Source organism: Aquirufa sp. 5-AUSEE-100C1 (genome assembly GCF_054558655.1).
In genome coordinates this window covers 614,330-626,736 of record NZ_JBPXKO010000002.1, presented here as the reverse complement: position 1 = coordinate 626,736, position 12,407 = coordinate 614,330, and the positions used below count along the sequence as shown (strand labels likewise).

Here is a 12,407-nt window from a genome sequence, read left to right as displayed (position 1 = left end):
TTTTAATTCATGAGATCCCATTTCCAGCCCCATTTGGCTAGTCGGTAGCGGATGGAATACCAGATGACACCTAGGCCGTAAATCGAGCTGCGCTTGAAATTAATGGATGAGGCTTCTTCGAAATATTTCGTGGGACAGGTCACCTCGCCAACTTCAAATCCTTTCCAGAAAATTTGCAGAATCATTTGATTATCAAAGACGAAGTCGTCATCACATTTAGTGAATTGAACGGCTTGCAATACTTCTTTTGAAAAGGCACGGTATCCGGTATGGTATTCCGATAGTTTTTGATCGATGAGAATATTTTGGAATAGAGTCAAAATACGATTTGCGATGTATTTGTAAATCGGCATACCTCCTTTTAAGGCACCCTTTCCGAGAATTCTAGATGCGAAGACTACAGGGTATAAACCATTGCCAATAATGGAAATCATGGCTTTAAGAAGCATCGGAGTATATTGGTAGTCGGGGTGAAGCATAATCACAATATCTCCACCAAGTTCCAGCGCTTTGGTGTAACAAGATTTTTGATTGCCTCCGTATCCCTTGTTTTTATCGTGTCGAATGATGTGTTTGATTCCAATTTGCTGAGCAACCTCAACCGTATTATCGGGACTGTAATCGTCTACTAATATGACTTCGTCTACCCAATCGTGTGGGATTTCATTGTAAGTTTTTTCAAGTGTCAATGCTGCTTTGTAAGCGGGCATAACAACGATTACCTTTTTGCCTTCGTACATGTGATATTGGTCAATTATTTACGACCTTTGTGACTTAAAGTGTAAAATTAGTGATTTATGAGTGAAACTCTATTTTTTCTTGTCTTTTCGATTGGCGTTATCTTCGTGATGTTGGTTGATTTAGGGGTGTTCAAAAAGTCCGATGCAGAGGAAGTTAGTTTTCGGGAAGCTGGGTTTTGGAGTGGAGCTTGGGTTTTATTGGCCATTATGTTTTATGTTTTTTTAGGCTATAATGGCTCCTTGGTGCATGGCATTCAGGATGTGGTAGGTTTGCGAGCGGTCCAGCAGGCCTATGCCCCACATATTGATTTAGGAACGGGGTCATATTTTGACCAATTAGCTGTTTTTCAAGACAATTTATCTTTAGAGTTCATAACGGGGTATTTGGTGGAGTATTCTTTGTCGGCCGACAATGTCTTTGTCTTTATCTTGATTTTCAACTCCTTCGGCGTGCAAAAGCGTTATTATAAAAAGATATTGGTTTGGGGAATTTTGGGAGCTATCGTTTTGCGATTGATCTTTATCTTTTTAGGAGCCGCATTGTTGCAGAAATTTGACTGGATCATCTATTTATTCGGTGCATTCTTAGTTTACACCGGTGTGAAGATCTTGTTTTCGAAGGAGCATGAGGAAGAAATTAATCCAGGTGATCATCCGGTAGTTAAACTGTTGTCTAAATACTTTAATGTATACAAACGAAATGTGATCGGACGGTTCTTTGTTCGAATGAAAACAGGGAAATTATTCATTACCCCTATTTTCGTTGTGGTGGTGGTTATTGCCTTCACGGATATTCTTTTTGCGGTGGATTCGATTCCAGCCATTTTTTCCATTTCGAAGGATCCCTACATTGTGTTTTTTAGTAATGTGTTTGCTGTGATGGGCTTGCGTTCCTTGTTCTTTTTCCTGTCTAGCCTGATGGGCTTGTTCCGCTTCCTGCCGATGGGTTTGGGGGTGTTACTCAGCTTTGTAGGATTAAAGATGATTGGGCACCACTATTTGGAGCAATGGGGTTTCGGAACTTTGGCTTCGTTGGGAGTTATTCTCGGAATTCTCAGCGTTAGCATTGGTTTGAGCTTGGCTTTCCCAGCGAAAAAGTAATCTCCTTTATACGCCTACCTGCCATTCCCGAACTAATTTTCGGTATTGTAATGGCGTTTCATTCATGTATTGCTTGAACTGCTTGTTGAAGTGCGACAGATTTCCAAAGCCGCTCTCAAAACAGATTTCCACCATGGGCTTGTTGCTTGTACGCAATAACTCACAGGCGTGTTTAATTCGAAATTCAGTTACCAGCGAAACAAATGTCTTCTTCGTAACCTTTTTGAAATATCGACAAAAGGCCGTTTCAGTCATGTTTGCTAAATGCGCGACCTCATCCAAGTGCACTTCCTGTGTATAGTTGGCAATGACATAGGCATAAATCCGATTGATTCGTTCTAAGTCGGTGTTCGACAAATGATAATTTCCTTCGTTTGAATCGATTACTTGGACATCTGCTCCTGCAGAACTAATCATTTGCAGTATGTTTAGAAGCGATAACAGGCGTGAAAATGGATTTAAATCCTTTAAAGCCAGCATATCCCTGACCACGCGGTCCTGGGTAGGTCCCTGAATCGAAAAACCACCTTTTGATTTCTCCAGTAATTGTTTGATCGCTTTACATTCCGGTTTTTTGAAAAAATCAGCGCCTAAAAAATCCTCTGTAAAATGAATGACCAAAGCCTGCGCTTTAGGGCTCTCATCATTTTCAACCAACCAATCTTGGCGGTGATTTTGCCAGCAATGCGGTAAATTGGAGCCCAATAACACCAAATCCCCTGGATGAAAATCTGTGATGTGATTTCCCACAAATCGTTTGCCATTTCCGGCAATGATGAGAGTCAACTCAAATGCTGGATGATAGTGATAGGGGGCATCAAAGCGGTTTTGGACCACTTCTTTGATTTGAAAAGAGGAGTTTTCTTGAGGATCTAAATGCTCTAAACTTGCTTTCATTTTAGCAGACAATGCAAGGGGTTTAATGCGATTGGGTAAAATTGCATCTTTTTTGGCAAATATTGATGTGTCGTGTCCGAAGTATTTTCCACAATTTTGCGGAAACGAATGAACCATGCTAAACGAGAACTATACTTTACAAGCCCAACAAATTGCTGATTTTCAGCGTGATGGACACATTTGTCTATCGGCTGTTTACCCCCAGCCAGCATTGGGCGAATATCGGAACGCTATTGTGGATTGGGCTGAAGATTTTCGGAAACAACAAAAACCGATCTCGCAGCGGGATACCTATGGGAAAGCTTTTTTGCAGATGATGAATCTTTGGGAGGAGGATGCGAAAATTAAGGAGTTTGTTTTGGCAAAGCGTTTTGGTCAACTAGCTGCCGACTTGCTTGGGGTTGAAAAAGTTAGACTTTATCACGATCAAGCGCTTTTCAAAGAAGCGGGTGGAGGACATACCCCATGGCATCAAGATCAATTTTATTGGCCATTAAGTACCCCCAAGACAGTCACAATGTGGATGCCCTTAGTCGATATTTCTGAAGAAATGGGTATGCTAACCTTTGCCTCCGGTACTCAACATGTTAAACTTCCACCGATGCCCATCTCGGATGAATCCGAAGCAACGATTGCCAAATTTGTGCAAGATCAGGGCTTCCCGATTGCCGCTCAAAAAACGATGAGGGCAGGAGATGCTACTTTTCACATGGGGTGGACACTCCATGCGGCTCCCGCGAATCATTCGAATATGATGCGAGAGGTTATGACGATAATATTTATGGATGCGGACGCGGAGGTGATTGAACCGCAACATGAAAACCAAGAGGCTGACCGACAACGCTGGTTGGCCGCAAAGGAACCCGGCACGCGTGCAGACTCTTGGTTAAATCCGATTATAAATTAGGGCAATCGCATTTCTTTGGTTTCTTCTTGAATAATCCCCAGAGAAAACCTTTTTTCTTGCGATAGACTTTAGGCTTATGGTAGCTCATGACGGTCGAGGCCATAGCCGCCTCACAAACCGGTTCGGCAAAAAATAAGCACAGACTTAATAAGACGATATACTTTCGCATGTTACTTAAAACGAGCTTTGAAGTAATTTATTGCCATATTCCAAGCCTCTTCAGTAGCAGCTTTATCAAATGCAGGATTCGATGGATTCGCAAAAGCATGCTCGGCATCGAAAGATTTAATTTGAATTCCTTTACCCGCAGCTTTCATGTTGGCCTCAAATTCCGCAACAATGGTCGGCGAAATGAACTTTTCACGTCCAGCAAATAAGCCCAATACATCCGTTTGTAATGTTTTTAATTGCTCCACATCTTTAACCGGCATGCCGTAATACATGACACAGGCTGCGGCTTGTGAGCCTGCTAGGATCGACGCTTTCAGCGACATTCCGCCTCCAAAACACCAGCCCACTGTTCCAATTTTGGCCTGTGGCCCCGCAAAGGCAATCGCTCCTTTAATGATATTCTCTAAGCGTAAGGGGTTCGCACCTCCCATGTATTTGCCCGCCTCTTCACGCGTCGTGGCAACTTTTCCATCGTACATATCGATCGCCAATACATTCACATTTCCTAATGTGGTATAAAAATGCTCCGCCTCGCGTTTGATGTGGTCATTTAATCCCCACCACTCTTGAAAAACAAATAAAGTATATTGGGTTGGCTTGGCTGCCTTGATGTAGAACGCATTGGCTTGTTGGCCATCCGGTGTCGAAAACGTAATCATTTCACCCCCCGCCTTACTAATGTGGTGATAAGGTTTTGGCAATTTATGTGAGCGTTGAAACGCCTTGTCAGATGCCATTAATTGCATGTCGTCCTTCGTAATAAAGCAACATGACTGCCCAAAGGCGAAGGTGCTTACGAATAGAAGTAGAAAAAGGGTGTATGTTTTGTTCATGATAGAAATATTTGAGGAAATTTATGAATAAAATTTGCTTTTAGGCTATCTTGCAAGACCTATTGTTAAAAAATATCAACTATGAAAAAGAATTTGATCGGTTTCGGCCGAGTGTTGTTGGCCGTTTTTGTTAGTCTAACAGCAATCTCCATCGGCTTCGCACAGGAAGCTAACCCATTGAAGGGACAAAAAGTTTTGGTTTTCTCATTGACCAAAGGTTTCCGACACAGTTCCATTAAGCCTGGCCAAATCGCCTTGTTTAAAATGGCGAAAGAAAAGGGATTTAGCGTAGATACGACCGAAAACCCTGCCGTTTTCACGGAAAAGAACTTAAAAAACTACCGCGTCGTAGTCTTCATGAGTACGACGGGAAATGTATTAAATGACCAACAGCAGAATGCATTTGAACGTTACATTCAAGCAGGTGGTGCCTATTTCGGTGTACACGCTGCGACGGATACCGAATACGATTGGCCATGGTATAATAAATTGGCCGGAGGGCAATTTGCCTCACACCCAGGTCGTCCAAACGTTCAAAAAGGTACGTTTACAACGGTAGATAAGTCGCATAGCTCGACGGCACATATGCCTACTACCTTTGATCGTACGGATGAATTCTACGATTTCAAGAACTTCAATAAAGACGTTAAAGTCCTCATTACCTTGGATGAAAAATCTTACAAGGATGGTAAAATGGGGGATTATCACCCGATGGCTTGGTACCATGAGTTTGATGGTGGCCGCGCGTTTTACACCAACTGGGGTCATACGCATGAGACATTTGATGAGCCTTTAGTCTTGCAACATATTTGGGGAGGTTTGCAGTGGGCAGCATCGGGTCCGGCGGTCAACTTCAATAAGCCTTTACGCACGGCGCCTTTGCCAGAGGAAAACCGTTTCACGAAAACAATCTTGGATAAGAACTTAGATGAGCCGACCGAATTGGCTTTGACCAACGGAGGGAAAATTTTCTACGGCGAAAGAAAGGGTAAGTTGAAAATGTACGATCCCAAGAAAGGTAAAGTGAAGGTGGTCGCTAACATGAACGTATTCTCGAAATTCGAATATGGTTTGATGGGCGTTAATGTGGATCCTAATTATGATAAGAATCACTGGATCTATTTGTTTTATTCTCCACAGACGGGTCAGCCGGATACGGCTCAACACCTCTCTCGTTTTGTCTACGATGACGTGAAGGATACGCTCGTGATGGACAGCGAAAAAGTTTTATTACGTGTTCCGGTTAAGCGTGACGGTTGCTGCCATACGGGTGGATCCATCGCTTGGGATAAAACAGGTAACTTGTATTTATCGACAGGTGATGATACCAATCCATTTGATTCCAATGGCTATGGACCTATCGATAACCGTGACAAGCGCTCAGGATGGGATGCGCGTGCGACGTCATCGAATACCTTCGATTTGCGCGGAAAGATTTTGCGTATTAAGCCAACGGATGATGGAAAATATACGATTCCGGAGGGCAACTTATTTCCAAAAGGATTGTATCACACGAAACCTGAGATTTATGTGATGGGTAATCGTAATCCATACCGTATTGCAGTGGATCAACGTACTGGTTTCTTGTATTGGGGTGAGGTTGGACCAGATGCTGGAGAAGATTCGCCAAAGTATGGTTCAAAAGGACACGATGAGGTAAACCAAGCTCGCGAGGCCGGATACTTCGGTTGGCCTTTATTCGTAGCGGATAACCGTCCTTACAACCAACGTGATTTCAATAAAGATTCAACATGGGCTAAATTCAATCCGAAAGCCCCGGTGAATGACTCACCACATAACACAGGTTTAGCTCATTTACCTAATGCACAGAAGGCATTTATCTATTATCCTTACGGTGACTCCCCGGAATTCCCAGTTATGGGTAAAGGTTCTCGGAATGCGATGGCAGGCGGTGTATATTACAGCGCTGACTACCCTAAGGATTCGAAAGTGAAATTGCCGAACTATTACGATGGCAAGTTATTTGCTTATGATTGGGCACGTGACATGATTTATACCGTTAGCATGAAGGCGAATGGTGACTACTTGAGCATGGAGCGTTTCTTACCAAACATGACCTTCTCTCATCCAATGGATTTTGCGTTCTCGAAGGATGGAGCTATTTATGGTTTGGAATATGGTCCGAATTGGTTTGCTCAAAATGAAGAGGCAATTCTTTATAAATTGGAATACAATGCGGGTAACCGTACTCCGAAAGTGGTGGTAGCAGCTAGCAAGAAAGAAGGCGCAGCTCCCATGCAAGTGAAGTTTTCATCAGAGGGCACAATAGATTTTGATAAAGATCCGATCACCTATTCATGGAACTTTGGCAATGGACAAACTAGTTCGGCAGCAAATCCGACCTATACGTACACGAAGGCTGGTATATACGATGTTGTCTTAAAAGTGAAAGACAATAAAGGCAATTCGAATTCGTCTACGATCCGTGTTAAGGTAGGTAATGACGTTCCTAAGGTTGATGTTCAAATTTCAGGGAATAAAACGTTCTACTGGAATGATAAACCTGTTGACTACAAGGTGTCTGTCGAAGACAAAGAAGATGGTACTTTGGAAGCGAATAAAATTGCGGAAGAGGATGTTGTCTTAAATATCAATTACTTGCAAGGCTTTGATAAGACCTTAATTGAGCAAGGACATAAGAGCAACACAACATTCTCAAACGGTAAGCGTTTGATTGACCTGTCGGATTGCAAGACATGTCATGCGGTTGAGAAAAAATCAATCGGACCCGCTTACAAAGAAATCGCTAAGAAATACCGTGCGAGTTCGCAGAACATCGATGAGCTTTCGAAGAAAGTGATCAGCGGTGGTGGTGGTGTTTGGGGCGAGCAAGTAATGGCCGCACACCCTCAAATTTCGAAAGCCGATGCCCGTGAAATGGTGATTTACATTCTTGGCTTAAATGATGCGAAGAAGGCGTCCCAACCGGTTAAAGGATCTTATGTGACCTCGGATAAAGGCAAGCCAGGTACATTCATATTTTCGGCCTCGTATACCGACAAAGGAAATGGCAAGATGGCGCCAGCGACAGGTCAAAAGGTAGTTACCTTGCGCGATGCGAAAGTGGCGGCTGTTTCCTTAGACGCGAGCGCGAAGGTTATGAAAACCAAGGTAGACGGCATGGGTGAAATCGTTGCAGCCTTGGGCGATCAAGGGTATGCAGCCTTCAATCAAATCGATTTGTCAGGTATCAAGAATATCAAGGTATCTGCTGGAGTAATGGCAGGTATGACAGTAGGTGGGAAGTTGGAGTTGCACTTAGGTAGCCCAACAGGTAAACTGGCTGGAAGTATTGATATTCAAAGTTCGGGCCAATTTGCCATGCCGGTTTCTGTGAACGGGGTGAATGATTTATACTTCGTATTCGTGAATCCGAATGCAGGTGATAAGCCATTATATGCTTTGACGGAGTTCTATTTCGAAAACTAATCGAAAAGGATAATAAAAAAAGCCCCGAGCGTCGCTTGGGGCTTTTTTTATTTAGGGGGATGCTCATCCATTCGTATCGCTTTGATGTACAAGTTTTCTACCTTCTTTCTTGCCCATTCCGTTTTTCGAAGAAAGGTTAAACTTGAATTCACACTCGGTTCATGCGCGAAGCAATTGATCCGGATGCGGCTGGCAAGCCCCTCCCAACCATATTTGTCGACTAAATATTCTATAATAAACTTTAACGTTTTGCCTTCTAATGGATCCATGGTTTATGCTCTTTCCGATAGTTCTAACCAGCGTAATTCTTTCTCTTCTAAGGTATTCTTGATTGCTTCAATGGCTTTTGCCCAGTCGGCCAACATTTGAAAATCCTCCGAGCCGCCATTCAGTTTTTCGATGAGTGCCTCTTTTTCCGACTCCAATGTGGCCATTTCTTTCTCCAATTCTTCAAACTCTTTCTGTTCTTTGAAGCTCAGCTTAGCGCCCTTTTGAACGGGGGTGACGGGAGTCTCAATCACAGGCGCTTTTGTAACAGGAGCAGGTTCTTTTTCTTTATTTTCCAGTGAGATGCGGTAATCCGTATAATTTCCATTGAAGAAATTTACTTCCCCTTCTCCCTCAACAAGGATTAACTGGTCGACCAAATTATCCATGAAATAACGGTCGTGCGACACCAATAACAAACATCCTTGGAACTCACTTAGAAAGTCCTCCAAGAGCTGTAAGGTATCTAAATCCAGGTCGTTGGTCGGCTCATCCAGAATCAAGAAATTGGGATTTTTGACCAAGACCTGCATTAATTGCAATCGCTTCTTTTCGCCACCGGATAGCTTGGACACCGGGGTGTATTGTTGGGCCGTCGGGAACAAGAACTTACTCAAAAATTGACTCGGTGTTAAGGATTCGTTTTTGCCATACGGAATCACCTCCGCAATTTCTGTGATCGTATCGATCACCCGTTGTTCGGGTTTGAATTCGAAGGGTAATTGCGTGTAATAGCCGATGACCAAGGTTTCACCCGGATCGATGGTTCCTGAATCGGGTTGTTCCAAACCGGTCAGTAATTGAAGAAAGGTAGTCTTGCCGGCACCGTTTTTTCCCACAATACCAATGCGATCTTTTTTCTTAAACGTATAAGTGAAATCATTGACGATTTTCTTTTCGCCCCAGGCCTTTTTCAGGTGGTTGATTTCAATGATTTTATTCCCTAAACGGGACATTTGAATGTTTAACTCCAACTTGCTATCATCGACTTTGCGATGGGCCACTTCTTCCGTTTCAGCAAATGCATCGATTCGGTATTGGGCTTTGGTTCCACGCGCCTTGGGTTGGCGACGCATCCATTCTAATTCTTTGCGATATAGGTTTTTGGCCTTGGCAACGGTGCTCGCTTCCGATGCTTCACGTTCCGCTTTTTTCTCTAGGAAATAGCCGTAATTCCCTTCGTAGGTATAGATCGAGCCATTGGCAAGCTCCATCATTTTATTGCAAACTTTATCAAGGAAATATCGGTCGTGCGATACCACCAAAACGGTAACATTTGGCCCAGATAAGATACCTTCTAGCCATTCAATCGTCTCGATATCCAAGTGGTTGGTAGGCTCATCCAGAATCATAATATCTGGACTTTCAATCAATAACTTAGCCAGCGAAAGACGCTTCTTTTGTCCTCCGGATAAGGTAGAAACTTGCTGGTCCCCATCCGGTATCCCTAAGCGGCTAATAATTTGTTTAGCGCGCGCCTCATAGTCCCAGGCATTATTCGCTTCCATCAGTGCAAAGGAATCTTCGAGCTCTTGGGGATCACCGGAAAGCATGGCTTTTTCATAGGCCTTAATGGCTACGGCGCTGGGTAGATCGTCGGAGAAAAGGTAATTCAAGACGCGTTCGTTTTCCTCGAAAATAGGATTTTGAGGAAGGTATCCGACCCGAATTCCCTTGCGGATGGTAATCTTGCCTTCATCGGGGGATTGCATACCCATGATGGATTCCATCAAGGTCGTTTTGCCGGTTCCATTTTTTCCGATGAGCGCTACTTTTTCGCCTTTCTGCAAGCCGAAAAACAGGTTTTTAAACACCCAGCGTTCGCCAAGATTACGCGAAATATTTTCCGCCGATAGATAATTCATAAGGTATTAGTCGTTTGCTTCTGCAGCTTCTTCACGCATTTTTCTGCGCAATACTCGGCCCGAAACGATGATGCTGATCTCATATAACCCAAATAATGGGAAGGCGACCAACAGTTGGGAAATCACATCCGGCGATGGCGTAATAATCGCTGCCACTAACAAGATGACGATTAAGGCATGCTTGCGGTATTCGCGCATGAAGGAAGGCGTTAAAATACCAACCTGCGATAACACGAATGCAATCATGGGTAATTGGAACGTCAATCCACAGGCTAGGGTCAACATCGACAACAAGGAAATATAATCGTTGATGTCAAATTGATTCTGAATGGATGGGTCCAATTTGAAATTGGCCAAGAAATTAATGGCCATCGGTGCAACGACAAAGTAGCCGAAGGACACCCCGACGAAAAACAACAAGGATACCCAGAAAACGGCGCCACGCGCAGCTTTTAATTCTTTAGACTTGAGCCCTGGACGAATAAAGCGCCAAACCTCGTAAAACGCATATGGAAAGGCAAACATCAATCCCACAATGATCGATTGTGTCAAGGCCATCATGAATTGACCGGATACCTCCCGACTTTGTAAGATGAAATCTGCTTGCTGCATGCAGAGACTGGTCATCCCTGTTACATCCGCCAAACGACATAAAACTTGATTCGTCCAAAAATCGACCTTCGTAGGACCCATGATGATGATACCGAAAATTTCATTTCGGAAAATCCAGGCCGCAATGGTGAAAATCAAGATAGAGGCAATGGACCGGATGATGTGCCAGCGCAACTCCTCCAGGTGATCCAGAAAAGACATTTCGGTCCCGTCTTTCTCCTCGTCTAATTCATCGTCCCAATCTTGATCTAATGCCATTTTCGCTTATTATAGATATAATGGGAATTGCTTCACCCATTCATTTACTTCTCCTTTGATCGCTTTTAATACCGCTTCATTATCGTGGTTCATCAAGGCCTTATCAACCATGTCCACAATTTGAGACATATCCGATTCTTTCAATCCACGCGTTGTCATCGCCGCAGTACCCACACGCATACCCGAAGTAACAAAAGGTGATTTGTCGTCAAATGGTACCATGTTTTTGTTAATCGTGATATCCGCTTGAATCAATGTATTTTCAGCTAATTTTCCGCTTAATCCTTTCGGACGTAAGTCGATCAACATCAAGTGGTTATCTGTACCTCCTGAGATAATATCATATCCTTTAGCCAAGAATGCTTTTGCCATCGCTTGTGCGTTTGACTGCACTTGCTTCGCATACGTTTCGAATGTTGGCGTTAATGCCTCGCCAAATGCAATCGCCTTCGCAGCAATCACGTGCTCTAACGGACCACCTTGCGTTCCTGGGAACACGGCGCCATCAAGACATGCCGACATTAACTTCAAATCCCCCTTTAGTGTCTTAAATCCAAATGGATTCTCAAAATCATTTCCCATCATGATTAAGCCACCACGTGGTCCACGAAGGGTCTTGTGTGTCGTCGTCGTAACGATATGGCAATGTTGCATTGGGTTGTTTAATAAACCTTTTGCAATCAAAGCGGATGGGTGAGATATGTCGGCCAATAAAATCGCCCCAACTTGATCTGCAATGGCACGTAAACGTGCATAATCCCAGTCACGTGAATACGCTGACGCGCCACAAATGATCAATCTTGGTTTCTCTTTTACTGCGGTAGCTTCTACTTTGTCCCAGTCGATTAACCCCGTTTCTTTTTCTACGCCGTAAAAGAAGGCTTGGAAATATTTTCCCGAGAAGTTTACAGGAGAACCATGGGATAAGTGACCGCCGTGCGACAAATCAAAACCTAAGATTTTATCGCCGGGATTTAAAAATGATAAAAATACAGCTGCATTCGCCTGTGCGCCTGAGTGGGGTTGAACGTTTGCCCACGTCGCGCCAAATAATTTTTTCGCGCGCTCAATCGCCAAAGTTTCTACTTCATCCACCACTTCACAACCTCCATAGTAACGCTTTCCTGGAAGCCCCTCCGCATATTTATTCGTCAATACACTTCCTTGCGCTTCCATCACTTGTGGCGATGTGAAGTTCTCAGATGCAATTAACTCGATACCGAATTCTTGTCGGTGAGCTTCTTGACTAATCAATGAAAAAATTTCGTTGTCTCTTTGGGTTGGGAATGTGCTAGCAGCCATGAGT

Annotated in this window: 11 protein-coding genes; 3 read left to right on the top strand and 8 right to left on the bottom strand. The window is 43.6% G+C overall.

The annotated features are described in order from the left end of the window. Window positions 1-2 precede the first annotated feature (2 nt). On the bottom strand, window positions 3-740 hold the full coding sequence (locus ACMH5P_RS06625) for a glycosyltransferase family 2 protein (protein ID WP_459493559.1): 738 nt from the start codon (window positions 738-740) through the stop codon (window positions 3-5). A gap of 57 nt (window positions 741-797) precedes the next feature. Between ACMH5P_RS06625 and ACMH5P_RS06620 the strand changes: the two genes are divergently transcribed. After that, complete coding sequence (locus ACMH5P_RS06620) at window positions 798-1,841, top strand: TerC/Alx family metal homeostasis membrane protein (protein WP_459493558.1); 1,044 nt, start codon at window positions 798-800, stop codon at window positions 1,839-1,841. A gap of 6 nt (window positions 1,842-1,847) precedes the next feature. Here the strand turns inward: ACMH5P_RS06620 and ACMH5P_RS06615 are convergent, their stop codons facing one another. Then, window positions 1,848-2,738 carry an AraC family transcriptional regulator gene (locus tag ACMH5P_RS06615; protein ID WP_459493557.1) on the bottom strand — a complete coding sequence of 297 codons (891 nt, stop codon included), beginning with the start codon at window positions 2,736-2,738 and terminating at the stop codon, window positions 1,848-1,850. A 115-nt stretch (window positions 2,739-2,853) separates the two neighbouring features. On the opposite strand from ACMH5P_RS06615, the gene ACMH5P_RS06610 reads away from it, so the two are divergent. Further along, window positions 2,854-3,645 (top strand): phytanoyl-CoA dioxygenase family protein, encoded by a 792-nt coding sequence (locus ACMH5P_RS06610; RefSeq protein ID WP_459493556.1) that lies wholly within the window; start codon window positions 2,854-2,856, stop codon window positions 3,643-3,645. On the opposite strand, the gene ACMH5P_RS06605 is transcribed toward ACMH5P_RS06610, so the two are convergent. Both ACMH5P_RS06605 and ACMH5P_RS06600 read right to left on the bottom strand, forming a co-directional pair. Then, the gene (locus ACMH5P_RS06605) at window positions 3,635-3,814 is read right to left on the bottom strand and encodes a hypothetical protein (RefSeq protein ID WP_459493555.1); all 180 of its coding nucleotides are present in this window, start codon (window positions 3,812-3,814) and stop codon (window positions 3,635-3,637) included. The two genes, ACMH5P_RS06610 and ACMH5P_RS06605, sit on opposite strands and share 11 nt — an antisense overlap. A gap of 1 nt (window position 3,815) precedes the next feature. Then, window positions 3,816-4,649 (bottom strand): dienelactone hydrolase family protein, encoded by an 834-nt coding sequence (locus ACMH5P_RS06600; protein WP_459493554.1) that lies wholly within the window; start codon window positions 4,647-4,649, stop codon window positions 3,816-3,818. A gap of 81 nt (window positions 4,650-4,730) precedes the next feature. Here ACMH5P_RS06600 and ACMH5P_RS06595 point away from each other — a divergent pair, with 81 nt between their 5' ends. Further along, complete coding sequence (locus tag ACMH5P_RS06595) at window positions 4,731-8,099, top strand: ThuA domain-containing protein (RefSeq protein WP_459493553.1); 3,369 nt, start codon at window positions 4,731-4,733, stop codon at window positions 8,097-8,099. Between the two features lie 47 nt (window positions 8,100-8,146). On the opposite strand, the gene ACMH5P_RS06590 is transcribed toward ACMH5P_RS06595, so the two are convergent. Genes ACMH5P_RS06590 through ACMH5P_RS06575 form a run of 4 tightly spaced genes read right to left on the bottom strand, consistent with a single transcriptional unit; the run spans window position 8,147 to window position 12,403 of the window. Next, on the bottom strand, window positions 8,147-8,368 hold the full coding sequence (locus tag ACMH5P_RS06590; protein WP_459493552.1) for a VF530 family protein: 222 nt from the start codon (window positions 8,366-8,368) through the stop codon (window positions 8,147-8,149). Between the two features lie 3 nt (window positions 8,369-8,371). Next, a complete protein-coding gene (locus ACMH5P_RS06585) occupies window positions 8,372-10,231 on the bottom strand; it encodes an ABC-F family ATP-binding cassette domain-containing protein (RefSeq protein ID WP_459493551.1) in 1,860 nt (619 codons plus the stop codon). A gap of 6 nt (window positions 10,232-10,237) precedes the next feature. Beyond that, entirely contained in the window at window positions 10,238-11,101 is an 864-nt protein-coding gene (gene tatC, locus ACMH5P_RS06580; RefSeq protein WP_459493550.1) for a twin-arginine translocase subunit TatC, read from the bottom strand. Window positions 11,102-11,110: 9 nt separating this feature from the next. After that, window positions 11,111-12,403, bottom strand: a complete 1,293-nt coding sequence (locus ACMH5P_RS06575; protein WP_459493549.1) for a serine hydroxymethyltransferase — start codon at window positions 12,401-12,403, stop codon at window positions 11,111-11,113. Window positions 12,404-12,407 lie beyond the last annotated feature (4 nt).